Origin of the sequence: Kitasatospora sp. NPDC001539, from assembly GCF_040298565.1 — a bacterium.
GTDB lineage: Bacteria > Actinomycetota > Actinomycetes > Streptomycetales > Streptomycetaceae > Kitasatospora.
The window spans coordinates 1-20039 of record NZ_JBEPAK010000134.1 but is presented as its reverse complement, the minus strand read 5'-3'; the positions used below and the strand labels follow the sequence as shown (position 1 = coordinate 20039).

Annotated in this window: 16 protein-coding genes; 9 read left to right on the top strand and 7 right to left on the bottom strand. The window is 74.7% G+C overall.

What is annotated here, in order from left to right; translation table 11 throughout:
• Nucleotides 1-171: 171 nt before the first annotated feature.
• The gene (locus ABT247_RS20850; protein WP_350744299.1) at nt 172-774 is read right to left on the bottom strand and encodes a hypothetical protein; all 603 of its coding nucleotides are present in this window, start codon (nt 772-774) and stop codon (nt 172-174) included.
• A 157-nt stretch (nt 775-931) separates the two neighbouring features.
• On the opposite strand from ABT247_RS20850, the gene ABT247_RS20845 reads away from it, so the two are divergent.
• The 5 genes from ABT247_RS20845 to ABT247_RS20825 all read left to right on the top strand — a co-directional run bounded on the left by ABT247_RS20845 (nt 932) and on the right by ABT247_RS20825 (nt 7092).
• On the top strand, nt 932-2134 hold the full coding sequence (locus tag ABT247_RS20845; protein ID WP_350744298.1) for a sensor histidine kinase: 1203 nt from the start codon (nt 932-934) through the stop codon (nt 2132-2134).
• The gene (locus tag ABT247_RS20840; protein ID WP_350744297.1) at nt 2131-2781 is read left to right on the top strand and encodes a response regulator; all 651 of its coding nucleotides are present in this window, start codon (nt 2131-2133) and stop codon (nt 2779-2781) included. Before ABT247_RS20845 ends, ABT247_RS20840 begins: the two co-directional genes overlap by 4 nt.
• A gap of 285 nt (nt 2782-3066) precedes the next feature.
• Nucleotides 3067-3936: a 3-hydroxyacyl-CoA dehydrogenase family protein gene (locus ABT247_RS20835; RefSeq protein ID WP_350744296.1), complete on the top strand. Its 870-nt coding sequence runs from the start codon at nt 3067-3069 to the stop codon at nt 3934-3936.
• Nucleotides 3937-4312: 376 nt separating this feature from the next.
• A complete protein-coding gene (locus tag ABT247_RS20830; RefSeq protein WP_350744295.1) occupies nt 4313-4630 on the top strand; it encodes an STAS domain-containing protein in 318 nt (105 codons plus the stop codon).
• Between the two features lie 167 nt (nt 4631-4797).
• Nucleotides 4798-7092, top strand: a complete 2295-nt coding sequence (locus ABT247_RS20825) for an ATP-binding protein (RefSeq protein WP_350744294.1) — start codon at nt 4798-4800, stop codon at nt 7090-7092.
• Nucleotides 7093-7095: 3 nt separating this feature from the next.
• Here the strand turns inward: ABT247_RS20825 and nucS are convergent, their stop codons facing one another.
• Nucleotides 7096-7755, bottom strand: coding sequence for an endonuclease NucS (gene nucS / locus ABT247_RS20820; protein ID WP_030235828.1), 660 nt, complete (start codon nt 7753-7755; stop codon nt 7096-7098).
• Between the two features lie 481 nt (nt 7756-8236).
• Between nucS and ABT247_RS20815 the strand changes: the two genes are divergently transcribed.
• Entirely contained in the window at nt 8237-8629 is a 393-nt protein-coding gene (locus ABT247_RS20815) for an SCO5389 family protein (protein ID WP_045694845.1), read from the top strand.
• A 62-nt stretch (nt 8630-8691) separates the two neighbouring features.
• On the opposite strand, the gene ABT247_RS20810 is transcribed toward ABT247_RS20815, so the two are convergent.
• Nucleotides 8692-9840 (bottom strand): LLM class flavin-dependent oxidoreductase, encoded by a 1149-nt coding sequence (locus ABT247_RS20810; RefSeq protein WP_350744301.1) that lies wholly within the window; start codon nt 9838-9840, stop codon nt 8692-8694.
• Between the two features lie 391 nt (nt 9841-10231).
• Between ABT247_RS20810 and ABT247_RS20805 the strand changes: the two genes are divergently transcribed.
• Nucleotides 10232-10549, top strand: coding sequence for an Rv1322 family protein (locus tag ABT247_RS20805; RefSeq protein WP_392894543.1), 318 nt, complete (start codon nt 10232-10234; stop codon nt 10547-10549).
• Between the two features lie 28 nt (nt 10550-10577).
• Here ABT247_RS20805 and ABT247_RS20800 read toward each other — a convergent pair whose 3' ends face one another.
• On the bottom strand, nt 10578-11345 hold the full coding sequence (locus tag ABT247_RS20800) for an ABC transporter permease (protein ID WP_350744293.1): 768 nt from the start codon (nt 11343-11345) through the stop codon (nt 10578-10580).
• 1 nt (nt 11346) lies between these two features.
• Nucleotides 11347-12381: an ABC transporter ATP-binding protein gene (locus ABT247_RS20795; protein WP_350744292.1), complete on the bottom strand. Its 1035-nt coding sequence runs from the start codon at nt 12379-12381 to the stop codon at nt 11347-11349.
• 170 nt (nt 12382-12551) lie between these two features.
• On the opposite strand from ABT247_RS20795, the gene ABT247_RS20790 reads away from it, so the two are divergent.
• Nucleotides 12552-13349, top strand: a complete 798-nt coding sequence (locus ABT247_RS20790; protein ID WP_350744291.1) for an alpha/beta fold hydrolase — start codon at nt 12552-12554, stop codon at nt 13347-13349.
• Nucleotides 13346-13657, top strand: a complete 312-nt coding sequence (locus ABT247_RS20785) for a hypothetical protein (RefSeq protein WP_350744290.1) — start codon at nt 13346-13348, stop codon at nt 13655-13657. Before ABT247_RS20790 ends, ABT247_RS20785 begins: the two co-directional genes overlap by 4 nt.
• Nucleotides 13658-13772: 115 nt before the next feature.
• Here ABT247_RS20785 and ABT247_RS20780 read toward each other — a convergent pair whose 3' ends face one another.
• Nucleotides 13773-14702 carry a coiled-coil domain-containing protein gene (locus tag ABT247_RS20780; RefSeq protein WP_313765567.1) on the bottom strand — a complete coding sequence of 310 codons (930 nt, stop codon included), beginning with the start codon at nt 14700-14702 and terminating at the stop codon, nt 13773-13775.
• Nucleotides 14703-14819: 117 nt separating this feature from the next.
• Nucleotides 14820-19478, bottom strand: a complete 4659-nt coding sequence (locus ABT247_RS20775; protein ID WP_350744289.1) for a polarized growth protein Scy-related protein — start codon at nt 19476-19478, stop codon at nt 14820-14822.
• Nucleotides 19479-20039 lie beyond the last annotated feature (561 nt).

Here is a 20039-nt window from a genome sequence, read left to right as displayed (position 1 = left end):
GGTCCGACAACCGCTCACCCGCAGGCGACTTGACCTGCCCCACCCTTGCCACACCACAACCAACGAGCCACAGACACCAAAGTCACCGGCATTGCCGCTAGGGCCCGTCCGGCCGGTCCGGTCCGGTCCAGCCCGGCACGACCGGCCGGACCCGGCCGGACCGGGGCGCGGCTACGACCGCGGGCCGGCGTGCTCGGCCGGGGCCGGCTCCACCACCCGGCCGTTCTCGACCCGTACGCCGGCCGGCGGCTCCTTGGGCCAGATCGAGAAGCAGCCGGCCACGATCACGTTGACGACGGCCGCGATGCCCAGCCGCCAGTACCACTGGGCGAAGGTGCCGAAGTGGGCCGAGCCGGCCGAGAGCGGGACGAGCAGGGTGATCAGGGCCAGGGTGATCGCGGACGAGACGACGGTGCGGCCCGCGATCCGCCACTCGTACGCGGTGCGTTCCGGGCCGTACTTGGGCGAGGGCAGCGGCTTCGGGCCGCCGGCGAAGCGGTGCAGGAAGTGCCGGTCGGCCCAGGCGACCAGCGAGGGGCCGTAGCCGACCGAGAAGCCGGCGTAGCTCGCGGCGAGGGCGTGCATCCAGCCGGCCTCGGCGCCGCCGCGCAGGTTCAGCACGGTGAGGACGTACAGGGCGAGGTCGACCAGCGGCAGGCCGATCAGCAGCGCGGTGCTGGTGCGGCGCCAGCGCAGCAGGTAGCGGGCGGAGAGCGCGAGGCCGAGCACGATCCACCAGGAGATCTCGGCCGCGGCGATGAGGGTGACGATCACGTTCTGCTCCCGGACGTCTCGGCGGTGCGACCAGCCTCCCGCGCGGGTGCGGCGGTGTCGTCGTCGCCCGGTGCCGGAGGGGCCTGCACCTTTCGATGTAGCCGCCTCCTCCGTGGACGGGAGCGGAGGAGGGGCCCGGGGATGGTGAGATGGGGGCGTGCTCGTACCGCCCATCCCCCCGCGCCGCGTGGACCGGCTGATCGCCCTGGCCGGGCTGCTCGGCGGCGCGGTCCTGATCGTCTTCAAGGTGTACGAAGGCGCCGACCGGCTGCCGCTGTGGGCCGTGGTGCTGCCGCTGGTGGTGATGGCCGGGCTGGAGCTGGTGCGGCGCACCCGGCCGGTGCTCACGGTGGCGCTCGGCGGGCTGACGTTCGCCGGGAGCCTGTGCGCCGGCAGTCTGCTGGCGACGATGATCATGTACACCGATCTGCTGTATGCGGCGGTGGTCTACGGCACTGCCCGGATGTCGCGGGTGCTGCACCTGACCGGCGGCTCGACGGTGCTGGTGCTCTCCAGCCTGATCTGGTGGAAATCCGGCACCGGGGCCGGGCTGCTGATCGTGGTGGTCAGCTCGCTGGTGTTCCTGGCGCCGGTGTGGACCGGGGACGTGGTGCGCAAGCACCGGCAGGAGGCGGAGACCGAGCGGCTGCGGGCCGAACAGACCGCGTTGCTCTCGGAGATGGACCGGCGTGAGGCGGTGGTCGCCGAACGGGCCAGGATGGCAAGGGAGTTGCACGACGTGGTGGCCAACCACCTGTCGGCGATCGCGATCCACGCCACCGGCGCCCAGTCGGTCGCCCGGCGACGGCGGTTGGCCGAGGACGATCCGCTGGTCGAGGTGCTGGCGGTGATCCGGGAGAACAGCGTCCAGGGATTGGCCGAAATGCGTCGCATGATCGGACTGCTCCGCGACAGCGGCGGCGGGGAGGCGGACGAGTCCTACGCGGCACCCGACCTCGCCGCGGTGGACGCCCTGCTGGTGAAGGCCCGGGCGGCGGGGCAGGGAGTCGGGCTGGACTTCGAGCTGACCGAGGACGGCGAGCGAGGCGAGGTGCCGGTGCCGGTCGGCCTGGCCGCGTACCGGATCGTGCAGGAGTCGCTGACCAACGCGCTCAAGCACGCCGGACCCGGACTGGTCACCCTGCGGCTGGAGTTCGGGCCGGAGCAGCTGCGGATCGCCGTCGACAGCCCGTACCGGGACGAACCGGGGCGCGAACTGCCAGGCGCACGGGCCGGACTGGTGGGCATGGGGGAGCGGGCCGGGCTGCTCGGCGGCAGCTTGGAGGCCGGGCCGAAGGACGGCAGGTGGAGCGTGCGCGCGGTGCTGCCGCACGACCGGGAGAGCGGGGGACGGGCATGACGATCCGGGTGCTGGTGGCCGAGGACCAGGCGGCGGTGCGGACCGCGCTGGTGATGATCCTGCGGGCCGAGCCCGGCCTGGAGGTGGTCGGACAGGCCGCCGACGGGGAGGAGGCCGTCCGGCTGGCGTTGGAGCTGCGGCCGGACGTGGTCCTGATGGACGTGCAGATGCCCCGGCTGGACGGCGTCTCGGCGACCCGCCAGGTGGTCGCCGCCGGGGCCGCCCAGGTGCTCGTGCTCACCACCTTCGACCTGGACGAGTACGTCTACGGCGCGCTGCGGGCCGGTGCGGCCGGGTTCCTGCTGAAGGACCTGGAGGCGGACACCCTGGTCGAGGGCATCCGCACGGTGGCGCGCGGGGACGGCATGCTGGCGCCCTCGGTGACCAGGCGGCTGATCGGCGCCTTCGCCCGCCCGGAGCGGCAGGTCGGGCCGGAGGCGAAGGCGGCGGTGGCCGGTCTGACCGCCCGTGAGCGGGAGGTGCTGGCCTGCATCGGGGCGGGGCTGTCCAACGGGGAGATCGCGCGCCGGCTGGAGATGGCGGAGGCGACCACCAAGACCCATGTGAGCCGGATCCTGGCGAAGCTGCGGCTGCGCAGCCGGGTGCAGGCGGCGATCCTGGCCCAGGACCTCGGGCTGAGCATCTGACCGCGGGACCGCAGGGCCCGCCAGGCCGGGGGACCGTAGAACGGCAGAACCGTAGGACCCGTAGGACCTTAGGACCATAGGACCGTCAGGCCGTGGGACCGTCTGACCAGCGACGTGGGCGACTGACCAGGTCGGTTGCAGATCACACTCCCGATTGCTACTGCCCGGCGGATCCTGGCACTAGAGTCCCGGAATTGAGCGATGCGGCTCTCCGGCGGCAACCCCTGCCCTGAGCCGCCTTCAGGGCCCGCCCTCGGGGCGGCGACGGCATCGGGAGACCAAGCCATGAGCAATGCGTCCAGCAAGCAGATCGCCGTGATCGGTGCCGGCCTGATGGGCGCCGGCATCGCCCAGGTGTCCGCGCAGGCCGGTCACCCGGTGGTGCTGCGGGACGTCACCGAGGAGGCGCTGCAGCGCGGCCTCGCGGGCATCCGCGCCTCGTACGAGAAGTTCGTCGCCAAGGGCAGGATGAGCGCCGAGGACGCCGAGGCCGCGCTGGGCCGGATCACCACCACCACGGACCTGGGCGCCGTCGCCGAGGCCGACATCGTGGTCGAGGCCGTGTTCGAGCAGCTGGACGTCAAGGAGGGCGTCTTCCGCGAGCTGGACAAGCTCGCCAAGGACGGCGCCGTGCTGGCCTCCAACACCTCCGCCATCCCGATCACCCGGATCGCCGCCGCCACCCAGCGCCCGGAGTCCGTCGTGGGCGTGCACTTCTTCTCGCCCGTCCCGATGATGAAGCTGGTCGAGCTGGTGCGCGGCTACAAGACCAGCGACGAGACCCTGGCCGCCGCCCGCGCCTACGCCGAGGGCGTCGGCAAGGAGGTCGTGGTGGTCAACCGCGACGTGGCCGGCTTCGTCACCACCCGCCTGATCACCGCGCTGGTCGTGGAGGCCGCCAAGCTGTACGAGTCGGGCGTGGCCACCGCCGAGGACATCGACACCGCCTGCCGCCTGGGCTTCGGCCACGCGATGGGCCCGCTGCAGACCGCCGACCTGACCGGGGTGGACATCCTGCTGCACGCCGCCCGCAACATCTACACCGAGACCCAGGACGAGAAGTTCGCCGCCCCGGAGATCATGGCCCGGATGGTCACCGCCGGCGACCTCGGCCGCAAGAGCGGCCGCGGCTTCTACCCGTACGAGGGCAAGTGAGCCGACGGCGCTGAACGCCCTGGTGGGCCGTGCGATCGGAGCATCGTGCGGCCCACCGCGCCGGGACGGGTGAGTTTCCTCACGCCGGGTGCCGCAGACGGGTGATTTGGGCGGTAATCGAGCGTAGGTGTGGAGAGTTCCTGCGTATATTCCCTCGGACGAGTGAAGTTGCTTCAGACCGGGGCGGGAACCAGCAACCTGCGGCGCTGCTCCACCGTCAGATGAGGGAACCCGGCATTCCGACCGGGGCGGGTGCGGGCCGAGCCGCCACAGGCGTCCCGCCCGGCGGTCCCAGCCCGATCCGGACCCCCGCTCCCGAGTCCGCGCGGCCGGGGCGGACCACCCCGACCAGGCCACCCAGGCGAAGGAGGAGAGCATGCGCATCACCGGCGACCACACGGCGCTGGCCATCGAAGGCCGCCTCGACGTGCGCACCGCCGCCGACGCGCGGGCCCTGCTGCACCAGGCCGTGGACGGGGGACTCGGCGACCTCGTGCTGGACCTCGCCCGACTGGAGTTCTGGGACGCCACCGGCCTCGGCGTGATCATGGGCACCCACCGGCGGGCCGGCCGGATCGGCCGCCGGCTCGTCCTGCGCTCCGTCCCCGCGCAGCTCCAGCGGCTGCTGGTGGCCACCAAACTGCACCGCATCCTGGCCGTCGACGGCGGCATCGCCGAGGCCCACGTGCTCTGAGCGCACGGTCTCCGGCCTCCTCCGACCGGACCGCGCTACACGCGCGGGCCCGGATGTGCGAGAGTCTGCCCGTCAGAAGACGGCCGCCCAGGGCCCGCCCGCGGCCGCGACCGAGACGTGTGCCGCCCGGCGCGGGGCCGGCGGCCGAGCACGATGCGGAGCAGAACGTGGCACAGCCAACCGGGGAGTTCCGGCAGGAGGCCGTCCGCACCCGCGGTGGGGAACTGGTCTCCGGCGGCCTGCTGGTCGGTGTCGGAGCCCCGGACGGCTCCGAGGCCCGGCCCTGTCCGGAGGAGTGGCGCCCCCGCCCGCGCCGGCTCGAGCGCAGCGAACCCGCCCGCGGCCCGGTCGGCGGCGTCGGCCGCGCCGTCGGCCCGCTCGCCCTCGGCGCCGGGCCCACCGACCTGCCGCTGCTCGACCGCGAGGCCGACATCGCCGAACTGCTCGGCCTGCTCGCGGAGGGCCGGTCGATACGCCTGGTCGGCCAGGCCGGCTCGGGCCGCAGCACCCTGCTGTCGGCCGTCGCCGAGGCCGCGGCCGACCTCGCCCCCGGCGGCGTCGTCCAGCTCTGCGGCCACCGCCGCACCGCCGCCGACCTGCTCCAGGACCTCTTCGCGGCCACCCACCACGCCCCCGGCTACCGCCCCGACCCCGGTCAGCTGGCCGCCCACCTCGCCGGGATCAGCGCCGTCGTCGTGATCGACGAGGCCGAGCCGACCGGCGCCGAGCTGGAGGAACTGCTCGCCGCCGCCCCCCGCTGCGCCTTCCTGATCTCGGTCGCCCCCGGCGGCCCGGCGCTGCCCGCCGGCTCCCGGCTGCAGGACCACCCCGTCGCCGGGCTCTCCCGCTCCGCCTGCCTCACCCTCACCGCCCGCCTGGCCGGACGGCCCCTGGACGTCGCCGAGAAGGCGTGGGCGGTCGACCTCTGGTTCGAGTCCGAGGGACTGCCGCTGCGCTTCGTCCAGGCCGCCGCGCTGCTGCGCCAGCGCGACGTCGCGGTGGACGCGCTGGTCGCCGCCGAGGAGGACCGGCTGGATGTCTTCGGCGCGCTCGACGAGCCCGCCCGCGACCCCGATCCGGCGGTGCGCGAGGACGCGCTGCGCCGCACCGTCCCGCTGCCCTCGGTCGCCGAGACCGCCTCGCCCGCCGTCCGGCTCGCCGAGGGGCTGAGCGAGCCCGCGCAGGCCGTGCTGCGGCTCGCCGTCGCGCTCGGCGGCGAGTGCCCGACCGCACCGCACCTGCCCGCGCTGATCGACGTCGGCCAGGGCGAGAGCGCGCTGGCCGAACTCGCCGACGCCGGGCTGGCGGTGTCCATCGGCGGGCACCACCGGCTGACCGCCGGGGCGCTGGAACTGCTCCTGCCGCACTGGCCGGCCCGCGGCTGCGTGGACGGCGCCGCCCAGCACTTCGCCTGGTGGGTCGGGCACAGTTCGGTGACGCTGGAGCAGATCGCCGCCGAGGCCGAGGTCATCGTCGGGGTCCTGCTGGCCGACCGGGCCGCCGGGCGGCACGAGGCGGTGGTCCGACTGGCCCGGGCGGCGGCGCCCGCACTGGCGCTGTCGCTGCGCTGGGGCGCCTGGGAGCGGGTGCTCCAGCTCGGTCTGGAGGCCGCCCGGCGCACCGGCGCGACGGTCGACCAGGCGTGGTTCCACCACGAGGCGGGCGTCCACGCGCTCTGCGTCCAGCAGCCGTCCCGGGCGATCGCCGAGCTGGAGACCGCGCTCACCCTGCGGGTCACCGCCGGGGAGCAACGCGGGGTCGCCGCCGCGCGCCGGATGCTCGACCTGCTGCGCGCCGAGGGCCGGCAGCTGCCCGCCGCCGCGGCCGCGGCGGCGCCGGGCCGCGGCCCGGTGATCCGCAAGATCGCCGCCCGGGTGCCGGCCGGGCTGAAGGCCCGGGCCCGCAAGCGGCGCCGGGTGGTGGTGGCCTCCGCCGCCGTGCTCACCTTCGGCATGCTCGGCACGGCGGTGGCGATGAGCATCACCGGGCCCGAGGAGCACCGGGGGAACGACCCGCACGGCCGGCTGGACGACGCGGGCGACACCGGGAACGCGCCGATGCCGGTGCCGTCCGCCGACAGCGGCCCGGCGGCGCCCGGTACGGGCGGGGGCGATCCGAGCGGCCCGGCGGGGGTGGGCACCGGTGCGGAGCCCACGGTCAGCGGCAGCGCCTCGCACCCGTCGAGCGCCTCGCCGACCAGGAGGGCCAGCGCCTCGCCCGGAGCCACCACCTCGGACGCCCCGCAGCAGCCGCAGCCGCAGCCGCCCGCACCGGGACAGCCGCAGCCCTCCCAGCCGCCGGGGCAGTCGCAGCCGACCCAGCCGGGCCCGAAGCCCTCCCAGCCGACGCCGAGCCACACGGTGGCGCCGTCGACCACCCCGAGCCCGACACCGACGACGGCGCCGCCGGCCACGCCGACGACGCCGACCGGGACGGGATCCGCGACCTCGTCCCCGAGTTGAGGATCAGAACAGCTTGAGCTTGTCGTCGTCGATGCCGCGCAGCTCGTCGTAGTCCAGGACCACGCAGCCGATGCCCCGGTCGGTGGCCAGGACGCGTGCCTGGGGCTTGATCTCCTGTGCGGCGAAGACGCCCTTGACCGGGGCCAACAGCGGGTCCCGGTTGAGGAGTTCGAGGTAGCGGGTGAGCTGCTCGACGCCGTCGATCTCGCCGCGGCGCTTGATCTCGACGGCCACCGTGGCGCCGTCGGCGTCACGGCAGAGGATGTCGACCGGGCCGATCGCGGTCGGGTACTCGCGGCGGATCAGCGACCAGCCGGTGCCGAGCACCTCCATCCGGTCCGCGAGCAGCTCCTGGAGGTGCGCCTCCACGCCGTCCTTGATCAGACCCGGGTCCACCCCGAGCTCGTGGGAGGAGTCGTGCAGCACCTCCTCCAGGGTGATGATGAGCTTCTCGCCGGCCTTGTTCTCCACCGTCCAGACCCCGTCGGCCTCCTTGAGGGCGCACGGCGGGGACATCCAGTTGAGCGGCTTGTAGGCGCGGTCGTCGGCGTGGATGCTGACGCTGCCGTCGGCCTTGACCAGGATGAGCCTGGTGGCGGAGGGCAGATGGGCGGAGAGCCGACCGGCATAGTCGACTGAGCAGCGGGCAATTACGAGACGCACGGTCGACCACGCTAGCCCACCGGGGCCAGTTGATGCGATTCCGCGACGACCGGGTGAAGAAAGCGCGAACCCCGCGAACATGGAGGTTCGGCGATCCCACCGCCGCCTCGTCGCGCTCTGGCGCCCGCGCCATCCGGCCGCTACGGTGTGTGACGGCACGACTGCGGGTTCGCTGTCAACGGGGATGGAGAGTTCAGATGAACGATCCGACGGGATCTGGCCAATCTGGTGCACCAAGGCGTGTTTCCGGAGTAATCCCCAGGAATGACCAGCCCTCCCCGCCGTTGACTGCCACGCTGTTCTGACGCGGTCGGTGTCCGGGACGTCACGTCCCGTGTGCCCCCGCCTTTCGCAAAGGTGCCGGAAACCCCCGTACCACCGTGTTCCGGACATCCCTGCGATTTCGCCCACCCTCACTTGTGAGCTTGGACTACGCACGACCACCCGGGCGCCGCGCGGGTGGACCGCGAGAGGAGAATCCATGTCGCTCGACGTCTCACCGGCCCTGCTGGAGAAGGCTGAGCGGGGCGAGGTCGACGAGCGGGAATTCGTCGACTGCGTCCGCGTCTCGCTGCCGTACGCCTGGGACCTGATCAGCTCGTTGGTCGCCCAGGCGAAGGTCGACGGCACCGACTTCGCCGACAACCAGGTGCCGCCGCCCAGTGAGCAGGCCCGCGGCCAGCTGCTGCGCGCCCTGGCCAGCGATGCCATCCGGGGCGCCCTGCAGCGGCACTTCGGGGTGCGGCTGGCGTTCCAGAACTGTCACCGGGTGGCGGTGTTCCTGCCGTCCGAGGCCAACGAGGCGCGCTACGACCGCTTCACGTCCGTCCGGGAGCAGTTGCTCAACCAGTCCGAGGAACTGCGGGACTGCTGATCCCGGCGGTGTCGGCCGTTGCCGTCCCCCCGGTGCGGGGGGACGGGCGGCGGTCACGGCTCTCAACTCAGCTGCGGCAGCACCTCGGAGCCGAGCCGGGCGATGTTGTGCACGGTCGCCTCGCGGTCCCCGCTGCCCTCCGCGAGCAGGGCGAACCGGCGGATGCCGGTGCGCTCGGCGGTGGCCAGCAGCCGGTCGGCGCACTGCCTCGGCGTGCCCACCGCGTGCAGGTCGCAGAGGAGTTCGGTGTACTGGTGCGGGTCGCGCATCTTCCGCTCGCGGCCGTCCACGGTGCGGTGCGCGCCCAGCCCGTACTCGAACCAGCCGGGCATCGAGTTCAGCAGGACGGCCCGGGCCTGCGAGGTGCGGTCGTCCACCTGCGCCACCCCGGCGGCGACGTGCTGGCGGTTGATCCGGCGCAGCTGCTCCTCGCCGCGTCCGGCGGCCAGCCAGGCGGCGCGGTAGAGCTCCAGCATGCGCAGCTTGTCGTCGTCGCCCGAGTGCATGCCGAGGAGCATCGGCAGGCCGCGTTCGGCAGCCAGCTTCACGCCGTTCGGCGAGGTGCAGGCGACCACCACCGGCGGGCCGGCCACCGGCCGTCCGGCGCTGGTGAGTTCCTCCGCGAGACCGTCGGGGTCCTGGCGCTGGCGCGGGAAGCGCACCGGGCCGGAGGGCTCGTCCAGGCCGAGCCAGCTGCCCAGGCCGGGGCGGCGCAGCGACTCGGTGGCCTGCGGCACCACCGGCACCTCCGGGAAGGAGAACTGCGGGCCGTCGGCGCCCACCCGGGAGCCGCGCAGCCAGCGCATCAGCAGGTCGAGGCGCTCCGGGAACCCGGTCTCGTAGGCGTCCACGCCGCTGCCGAAGACGTCCAGGTCGATCCACGGCCCGCCGCGGCCGACCCCCAGGGTGAAGCGTCCGCCGGAGGTCAGGTGCAGCAGCGCGGCCTGCTCGCCGAGCACCACCGGGTGGCGGGTGGAGAGCACGCTGACGGCGGTGCCGACGCCGATGCGGCGGGTGCGGCCGAGCAGCAGCCCGGCCAGCGTCGCCGCGTCGGGGCAGACCCCGTACGGGACGAAGTGGTGCTCGGCCAGCCAGACGCTGTCCAGGCCCGCGCGTTCGGCCTCGACGGTGGCCCGGACGGTCCGCTCCAGCGCCTCGCCGTGGGTCTGGCCGGGGAACTGCGCGGACAGCAGGAACGCGCCGACCCGCACCGGTGCGGTGTCCGGCGGCAGCGCGCCGCTGCGCTGTCCGGCGGTGAGCGGTTCGCCCGGGACGGCGGTCAGCGGCGGCGCGGAGGCCAGCGCCGGACCGGGGGCGGGCGGCCGGACGCCGACGGGCCGACGGGTCTCGGCGCGGGGGGTGGTCTTGGTCATCCTTGGGCCTCCTCGGGTGCACGCAGGGTCTGCGAGCCCCGCCTGTTCCCTTCGTGGGTATCCGATGTCATGTGCCAATGGCACGCTGAACCCCGAATCTGCTCGATGATCGGGTGGATCTCGGCAAAAACACCGGACCACCGGCCCGACCCGTGATAGAGGCCGTTCCAGGGGCCGGGCGGCCGTAGGCTGGAACGGCTTCGAGCCCCCGGAAGAGAGGCAGTCCGCCGTGCCCCGCCGCAACCGGATCAAGAGCGCCCAGCGCGAGAGCGCCGAGCCGGCCGAACCGCTCGGCGGATCGCTGCGCCGAACCGAGAACTACCGGGGCGACGACTGGGTGGTCCAGACCGTCGCGGGCACCTCGGGGCGGTCCTACCGCTGCCCGGGCTGCGACCAGGAGATCCCGCCCGGGGTGGGCCACGTGGTGGCCTGGCCGATGCACGGCGCCGGGGTGGACGACCGGCGGCACTGGCACCGCGCGTGCTGGGGAGCGCGGGAGCGCCGGGCCTCCAACATCCTGCGGGGCCGCGGCGCTCCGCGGTACTGACCGCCCTCCCGGGCCCGGCCACGCCTCCTTAGGCGTCGCGGTTCTTGAGCACCAGCGCGCCGCCGACCAGGGCGGCCGCGGTCCAGGCCAGGCAGATCGCGAAGCCCGCCCACGGCCCGTACGGCTGGCCGTTCTGCTCGTACACCAGCAGCATCCGCGAGCCCGCGTAGTCGGGGAAGTAGTGCGCCAGGGTCTTGACCTTCGGCACCGCCGAGAGGATCGGCGAGAGCAGGAAGAAGAACGGCACCAGCACGCCGAGGGCGAGCGTCTGGTTGTGCAGCATGGCCGTGACCCCGGCCGAGAACAGGCAGAGCATCGTCAGGTACAGCGCCGCGCCGAACACCGCGCGCAGCACGTTCGGCTCGCCCAGGGTCGTCGAGTGGCTGCCGAGCAGCGACTGGCCGACGAAGAAGGTCACGAAGGCCGTCACCAGCGAGACCACCAGGGCCAGCGCGCCCAGCACCAGCGCCTTGCCGGTGAGCAGGGTGCCGCGCTGGGGGACGGCGGCCAGGGTGACCCGGACCATCCCGGTGCTGTACTCGTTGCCGATCGCCAGCACGCCGAAGACGATGATGGCCAGCTCGCCGAGCATGATGCCGGAGAAGGCCGTGCCGGTGGCGTCGAACGGGGCCTGGTCGTGACGCCGGAACTCGGTGAAGTTGTTGTTGGTGAGCAGGGACAGCAGTGCGCCGATGCCCACGGTGACGACGAAGGTCAGCGCGAGCGTCCAGACGGTGGAGCGGACGCTGCGGATCTTCGTCCACTCGGAGCGCACGATCGCCGGGAAGTACGCCATCTCAGTTCTCCTCCTGCCGTGCCGAGGCGGCCGCCCGGGCGTCGGTGGACCGGGCGTCGGCCGACCGGGCGCCGGCCGCCTTCCACCCGGCACCCCACGTGCCGGGCGCGCCGGCCGCGTCCCGGCCCGGCCCCTCGCCCGCGTGGTACTCCACCGAGTCCGCCGTCATCTGCATGAACGCCTCCTCCAACGAGGCCTGCTGCGGGCTGAGTTCGTGCAGCACCACGCCGTGCGCCGCGGCCAGCTCGCCGAGCGCGGCGAGGTCGCCGTCGACCACCTCGTAGGAGCCCTCCGGGCCCGGCTCGTGCCGCAGGCCGGCCGCGGCCAGCACGTCGAGCAGGCGCTCGGGCTGCGGGCTGCGCAGCCGGACGGCGGAGCGGGAGTTGCGCCGGATGAACTCCGGCATCGGGAGGTCGGCGAGCAGCCGGCCCCGGCCGATCACCACCAGGTGGTCGGCGGTGACGGCCATCTCGCTCATCAGGTGGGAGGAGACGAAGACGGTGCGGCCCTCGGCGGCCAGGCGCTTCATGAGGTTGCGGATCCAGAGGATGCCCTCCGGGTCCAGACCGTTGACCGGCTCGTCGAACATGACGATCTCCGGGTCGCCGAGCAGGGCGGAGGCGATGCCCAGGCGCTGGCCCATGCCGAGCGAGAAGCCGCGGGCCCGCTTGCGGGCGACGGGGGTGAGGCCGACCAGGGCCAGCACCTCGTCCACCCGGCGCTCCGGGATCCGGTTGCTCTGGGCGAGCCAGAGCAGGTGGTCGCGGGCGGTGCGGCCGGGGTGCACGGCCTTGGCCTCCAGCAGCGCCCCGATGTACTTGAGCGGCTCGCTGAGCTGTCCGTAGCGCTTGCCGTCGATGGTGACCCGGCCCGAGGTCGGACGGTCGAGGTCGAGGATCATGCGCATGGTGGTGGACTTGCCGGCGCCGTTGGGGCCGAGGAACCCGGTGACCACCCCCCGGGGGACCTGGAAGCTGAGCCGGTCCACCGCGAGCGTCTTGCCGTAACGCTTTGTCAGGTCGTGCAACTCGATCATTCGCGCTCCCTTACTCCTTGTCAGGCTAGGACAAAGCGGATAACGCGGCCCGCTGAGTGGGCCCGCCGGGCGCACCGGAATACGGTGGGGCCCATGAGCGAGCGAAGCGGGCCAGTCATCGAGGGGTACGCGTGGGCCGGCGCCCACGCCGGGCGTAGTGAGGTGGGCGCGTGAGTGGTCTCCCCTCCGTAGTGTCGGTCCGTGAGAGCGGAACCGGAACACCCCTGGTGCTGTTGCACGCCTTTCCGTTGAACGCCTCGATGTGGTCCACCCAACTGGACGCGCTGCCCGGCCTGAGCGGCGACGAGGTCCGGGTGCTCGCCCCCGACCAGCGGGGCTTCGGCGGCACCGAACTCGGGCCCGACGAACCCTCGCTGGACCTGGTCGCCGACGACCTCGCCCTGCTGCTGGACGCGGCCGGGATCGAGCGCGCGGTGGTCGGCGGACTCTCCATGGGCGGCTACGTGGCGCTGGCCTTCGCCCGCCGCCACCCGCACCGGCTGGCCGGACTGCTGCTCGCCAACACCCGCGCCACCGCCGACGCCGATGCGGCCCGGGCGAACCGCGAGCGGATCGCCGCCGCCGTCACCGCCCGGAACAGCGTCCGACTGCTGCTGGACGAGGACGTCGCGGCCGGGCAGCTCGGGCCGGACTCCGGGCACCTGCTCGAGCGGGTGCGGGAGATGGTCGCCGCCGCGCCGCCCGCCTCCGTCGCCTGGGCCCAGCGGGCCATGGCGGCTCGCCCCGACTCGCTGGACGTCCTGGCGGGGCTGCGGGTGCCGGTCTCGGTCGTCACGGGCGCCCAGGACGCCCTGGTGCCCGCGGAGGAAGCCGACGCGATGCTCCGGGCCCGCCCGGACGCCGAGCTGACCGTCGTCCCCGGGGTGGGCCACCTGACGGCCCTGGAGGCACCCGGGGCGTTCGACGCGGCCGTCCGCCGGCTGCTCGCCCGGGTGGCCGCCGGATGAGTCGGGACGCGGCGGGCTGGGACTTCTCCGCCCTGGAGGTGACCGGCCGGATGCCGGTGACCAACCGCGGCGAGGGACTGGTCGAACTGACCCTGGAACCGCTCGGGGAGGACTACTGGCTCCGCCCGGGGGAGACCTTCATCGTCACCTCGTACGGCGACTACGGGCCCGGGCACCCGTTCGAGGTCCAGTACTGGCCCGACTCGGTGTCGGTCTGGTGCACCTCCTGGTTCGGCACCGTCTCGGACGACGAGGGCAACCAGCTCAGCAGCGGCCACCAGCGGCCCGACGGGGCCTACCCGAGGTAGTGACGCGCGGAAAGCCGACAGGCCCTCACCCGGGAGGGTGAGGGCCTGTCACAAGGGCCGCGCCGGACCGTGCCGGCCCGGGCTCGCCGCCGGGCGGCAGCGCGACTGCCGGGCGTCAGCGCGACTGCTGGGCGGGCACGCCCATGGTGTCGTCGTTCGGCAGCGAGGCGGCGGCCACGGCCGCGCCGGTCAGCGTCGCCAGCATCTCGCGGACGTTGGTCAGCTGGGCGTTGATGCTGTCGCGGCGGTTGGTCAGCGCCGCGAGCTCGCGCTCGGATTCGCTGCGGATGCGGTCGGCCTTGGCGTTGGCGTCCGCCACGATGTCCTCGGACTGGCGCTGGGCCGTCTCGACGGTCTGGCGGGCACGGCGCTCGGCGTCGGTGCGCAGCTTCTCCGCCTCCAGGCGCAGCTGCTCGGCCCGGTGCTCGATCTCGGCGAGGCGCTTCTCGGCCTTGGCCTGACGGGCGGCCAGGTCGCGCTCCGACTGCTCGCGGCGCTTGGCCAGGTTGGTCTCGAACTCCAGCGCGGCCTGGGCGGCCTTGGTGCGGGTCTCCTCGAAGAGGGCGTCCGCCTCCTCGCGCTTGTTCTGGGCGTCCTTGTTGGCCTCGGCGCGCAGCTGGGCGGCGTCGCTCTTCGCCTTGTCGACGATCCGCAGGCCCTCGTCCTCCGCCTTGGCCTTGCGGTCCTTGGCGTAGTTCTCGGCCTCGGTGCGGACCTGCTGGGCGGCGGCCTCGGCGAGCTCGCGGTGCTGCTCGGAGGCGCGGTGCGCCTCGTCGCGCAGGTCCTTGGCCTCCTCCTCGGCGAGCCGCAGGATCTTCTCGACCCGGGCTCCGAGACCGGCGTAGGAGGGCTCCTGCTCGGCGACCGCGGCCTGGGCGGTCTGGGTCTCCAGGTGGAGCTCCTCGATGCGCTTCTCCAGCGCGCTGATCCGGGTCAGTGCGCTGTCACGATCGGCCACCAGCTTGGTGATCCGCTCGTCGACCTGGGCGCGCTCGTACCCACGGCGCACCAGGTCGAAGCCGTGAGGGGAGTGACTGTCGCTCATGGGACTCTGGGCTTCCTGTCGTCAAACCGCTGAGGTGGTTGAGGGAATCCTGACACGGTACCGGAGTGTCGACGGCGAAATGCCGTTGTCTCACGGACAATGACCGCCAATGTCCGCTCAATCGGGTGGTGCGTTCTTGGAGCGATTGCCACCCGACCGGGGGGAGCCAACTCCGGCACCGGCCTTGGCACCCCCGTCCTTCTTGCTGCTTCCCCCGTTGGTCTGGGCGACCGGTGTCGGCGCCTCGAAGGCCTCCAGCGCGGACAGCACGTCCTGGACCCTGGAGATCTCGGTGTTGATGTCCTTGCGACGGCGCACCAGTTCGTCCAGCTCGCGCCGGCCCTCGTCGGTGACCCGCTTGGCCTCGGCCTTCGCCTCGGCGACCAGGCGCTCGGCCTCGGCCTTGGCCAGCTCGATCTGCTCGTCGGCGGTGCGTTCGGCGTCCCGCAGCCGCTTCTCCGCCTCGGTGGCGGCGACCTCCAGCCGCTCCTCCGCCTCGGCCTCGGCCGACTGCAGCTTGGCCTCGGCCTTCTCGATCAGCGCCTCGGCGCGGTCGGTGGAGTTGGCGAGCTTGGTCTCCGCCTCCTTGAGCAGGCCCTCGGCCTTGCGGACGGCGGAGAGCCGGACCTTGCTGGCCTCCGCGGAGGCCTCCGAGGTCAGCTCGCCCGCGCGCTCCTCGGCGGCCGCGATCAGGGCGGCGGCGCGCTCCTCGGCCTCGGCGACGGTGGCCACGGCCTGCTCCTCTGCCTCCGTCAGCTGCTCCTGAGCGGCCGTCACCAGGGCGTCCACCCGCTCGCCGGCCGACTTCATGGCCGCCGCGTTCTCCTTGCGGGCGCGCTCGTGCAGCGCCTCGACCTCGGCGTCGGTGCGCTCGCGCAGCTCCTCCGCGCGCTCGCGGATGGCGGTCGCGTCCCGGCGGGCCTCGGCGAGCAGCGCGTCCGCGTCGGCGCGGCCCTTCTCGACCGCCGCCTGCCCGGCCGCCTCGCCGGCCGCGACCAGGCGGTCGGCCTCCTTGCGGGCGGCGGCGACCATCGCGTCCGCCTGCTCCTCGGCGGCGGCGGTGGTGGCCAGCGCGGTGGTCTGGGCGTCCTCGCCGAGCGCCTCGGCGTCCGCGAAGGCCTTCTCCAGGACGGACTTGGCCTGCTCGCGGGTGGCCTTGTCGAACTGCTCGGCGGCCTCCCGGGTCTGCGCGTCGTAGGCGTCCGCGCGGGCGTGGGTGGCGCTGTCGTACTCGTCGGCCAGCGAGCGGGTGGCGAGGGCGTACTCCTCGGCCTCGGCGCGCAGGCCGGCGGCCAGCTCCTCGGCCTCGGCGACCGTCCGGGCGGCCTGGGCCTCGGCGTCGGCACGCAGCTGCTCGGCGGCCTCCCGGGCGGCGCGCAGCTCGGCCTCGGCGTCGGCGCGCAGCTGCTCGTCGTAGGCCTGGGCCTCGGCGCGCCGGCGGGCCAGCTCGGCCTCGGCGGCCTCGCGCTCGGCGGCGAGCTCCAGCTCGGTCTGCTCGCGCAGGGCGGCGGCCTCGGCCTCGGTACGGGCGCGCAGGTCGGCGCTGTACCGGTCGGCGGCCTCGCGCTGCTCGGTGCTGTACTGCTCGGCCAGGTCGCGCTGTTCGGCGGTCTCCCGGTCGGCCAGGTCGCGCACCTCGGCCGCGTAGGCGTCCGCCTCGGCGCGGTGCTCGGTGGCGTACTCCTCGGCGGCCGCGCGCTGCTCGGAGGTCTCGCGCTCGGCGAGGGCGCGGGTCTCGGCGGCGTCCTGCTCGGCGCGCTCGCGGATCCCGGCGGCCTCCTGCTCGGCGGCGGCCTTCAGCGCGGTGATCTGCTCGGCGGCGGCCTCGTGCAGGCCGGCCACCGACTGGCGGATCCCGGCGGCCTCCTCGTCGGCGGCGGCGACCAGCTCGGCGCCCTCGGCGCGGGCGGCGGCGAGCACCTCCTCGCCGTCGGCCCTGGCCTGCTCCAGGACGGCGGCCGCCTCGGCACGGACGCTCTCGGCGGTGGCACGGGCCTCGGACAGCTCCCGGCCGGCCTCGGCCCGGACCGTCTCGGCCTGCTCGTTGGCCAGCGCCAGCTCGGCGGCCGCCTTCTCCCGGGTGGCCTCGGCGTCCTCGGCGGCCTCGGCGAGGCGCTGCTCGGCGGTGGTACGGGCCTGCTCCAGCAGCTCGTCGGCTTCGGTGCGGCGGTCGGTCGCGTACTGCTCGACCTCGGTGCGCAGCTCGGCGGCGTACCGGTCGGCGGCCTCGCGCTGCGCGGTGGTCTCGGCGGCGGTGCGCTCGGCGAGCTCGGCGGCGGCCTGCTCGGCCTCGGTACGGACCCGGTCGGCGTAGGCCTCGGCGCTCTCGCGCTGCTCGGCGGTCTGCCGCTGGGTGAGGGCGCGCAGCTCGGCGGCCTCGCGGTCGGCGCTCTCGCGCTGCCGGGCGGCGTACTCGTCGGCGGCGGCGCGGACCTCGTTGGCCTCCTCGGCGGTGCGCTCGGCCAGCTCGGCGGCGGCCTGCTCGGCCTGCTCCCGGGCGGCGCGGGCGGCGGCCAGCTGCTCGGCGGTCTCCTCGCGTTCGCGCTGCAGTCCGGCGGCGGCCGCCTCGTGCTCGCGCAGGCTCTCCTCGCGCAGCGCCTTCGCAGCGGCCTCGGCCTCGGCCCGGGTGCGGGCGGCCTCGGTGTCGGCCTCGGTGCGCACCCGCTCGGCGTCGGCGACCGCGGCGTCGCGCACGGCGTTCGCCTCGGCCTGGGCGTCGGCGGTCAGCGCCTCGGCGGCGGCACCCGCCTCGGTGCGCACCCGCTGGTCGAACTCGGCGGCTTCACGCCGCAGTTCGGCGGTCTCGCGCTCGGCGGCGGCCCGGTTCTCGGCGGCCGCCGCCTTGGCCGCGGCCAGGGCGTCCTGGCCCTGCTGCTCGGCGGCGGCGGTGATCTTCGCGGCCTCGGCGCGGGCCCGGGCCAGGGTCTGCTCGGCCCGCCCCTGGGTCTCGGCGGCCTGCTCCTGGGCCTGCTCGCGCAGCCGCTCGATCTCCCCGGCGGCCCCGGCGCGCAGCTCGTCCGCGTCGGCCTTGGCCTTGGTGAGCAGCTCCTCGGCGTTCTTCGCCGACTCCTCGATCTGCAGCACGGCCTGGCGGCGGGCCTCACTGCGCACCCGGTCGGCCTCGGCCGCGGCCTCGGCGCGCAGCTCCTCGGCCTCGGCGCGCAGCCGGGCCGCCTCGTCCTGCATCTGCTCGATCCGCTCGCGGATCGCGGCGGCGTCGTCCAGGGCGGCGTTCTGGGCCTGTTCGACGGCGGCCTGGGCCTGCTCGCGCAGCCGCTGCGCCTCGGCCCGGGCCTCGGCGCGGATCCGCTCGGCCTCGGCGGCGGCCTCGGTGCGGGCGGCCTCGGCGTCCTGGTTGGCCTTGCCGAGCACCTCCTCGGCGGTCTTGGCGGCCGTGGCGAGGTGGACGGTGGCGTCCTTGGCGCCGGCCGCCCGGCCCTCCTCCTCGGCTTCGCTGCGCAGCCGCCGGGCGTCGGCCTCGGCCTGCGCGCGCAGTTCGGCCAGGTCCCGCTCGGCCCGGGCGCGCAGTTCGGCGATGGCGGCCTCGGCCTCGGCCTTGAGTTCGGCGGCGACCGACTCGGCGGTGGCCCGCAGCCGCTCGCTCTCCTCGGCGGCGGCGGCCCTGGCGGCGTCCGCCTCGGCCTGCTTGGTGGCGGCCTCGGCGCGGATCGCCTCGGCCTCGGCGCGGATCGCGGCGGCCTCGCTGGTGGCCTGGGCGACCATCCGGGCCACCTCGGCCCGGGCGGTCTGCGAGCGCTGCTCGCTCGCGGCCTCGCCGTCGGCGACCTTGCGCTCGGCGGCGGCCTCGGCGTCGGCCTGGAGCTGTTCGGCGGCCTGCTCGGCCTGGGCGCGCAGCTCGGCGGCCTCCCGGCGGGTGCGCTCGGCCTCGGCGATCGCCTCCGCGCGCAGCCGCTCTATCTCGGCCTTCGCGGCGGTGAGCTGCTGGGCGGCGCTGGCCTGTTCGGCGGCGGCCTGCTCCTTGAGCCGGCTGATCTCGGCGTGGGCGACGGCGAGCTGCTGCTCGGCGGCGGCGTGTGCGGCGGCCAGCTCCTGCTGGGCCTGGCCGCGGGCCGCGTCGACGTCGGCGGCGGCCTGGGCGCCGGCCTGCTGGGCCTGCTCGGAGGCGGCCCGCAGCAGGCGCTCGGCGTCGCTCTGGGCCCTCTGCAGGGCGGCCTCGGCGGCGGCCCGGGCCTCGCCGCGGGCGGCGTCCACGTCGGCGGCGGTCTGGGCGCGGGCCTGGTCGGAGAGGGCGGCGGCCTCCGCGCGGGCGGCGGCGACCATCCGCTCGGCCTCGGCGCGGGCCTCCTGGAGCAGGCGCTGGGCCTCCTGCTCGGTGCCGGCCCGGGTCTGCTCGGCCCAGCCGTTGACGTGCTGCTCGGCGGCGCGGCGCAGCTCGGCGAGCTCCTCCTCCAGCTGGTGGCGGCGGGCGGTGAGCTCGGCCTCCAGGCGGGCGGTGCGTTCGGCGGCCTCGGCCATGATCCGCTGGGTCGCGGCCTGGGAGTCGCGCAGCTGGCGCTCGGCGTCGGCGCGCAGCTGCTGGGCCTGCATCTCGGCGGTGCGGAGCATCTGCTCGGCCTGGCCGGAGACGGCGTCGAAGGCGCGCGGCTGGGCGAGCATGCGACGGGACTCGTGCAGCTTGGCCCGGAGCACCTCCACCTGGTAGGCGAGGTCCTCGGCATGCTCGACTGCCTTGTCCCGCTCCTTCCGAGTCCGACCCATCTCGGCCTCGAACTGGGAGAGGTGATCGTCAGCCTCGTAGCGGTCGTTGCCCCGCACTCCGCGGTCCCATCCATCTCCTGGTCGCGTCCTCGACCCGACCGGTCCAGGGCTGTCCCGGTCCGACTGGTCCTTGCATCCGTGGCCACTGGACGACTCCCCGCCAAGCCGGGATCGTCCGCCGCGGTCGTCGGAGTCCGTGGGGGCGGGAGCGCGGGGTGCCGCGTTCCCCCGTCCGGGTGGACTCCTGGGCGAACTCTTGCCTGTGGAGAATGGTGACAGATCCGTCTTGCGACTGTTCAGCCGTGCCCGCGTACTGGACTCCCCTGCGACGGGCCGACCACCGGAGGGCGGACGGGCCTGTCATCGGCCGTGCCCGTCGCCTCCGTCCCCCGGAGTCTTCGCGCACCTGGGCATTGTAGTGGGAGCGCGGGGCGGGGGAATGGCCGCGTGGGGGTTTTCCGGCTACCGGGCGAGGTTACTGACGGGTCGCTAGGGTCGGGCCCGGCGGTGCCGCCCGTACGAGCGGACCCGCGGGCGCGGCCTGGGCGGCGGGGACGTCAGTGGTGCCAGGCCCGTCCTCCGGTGTTGCGGATGACCCGCTGCAGGACCTTCAGCGTG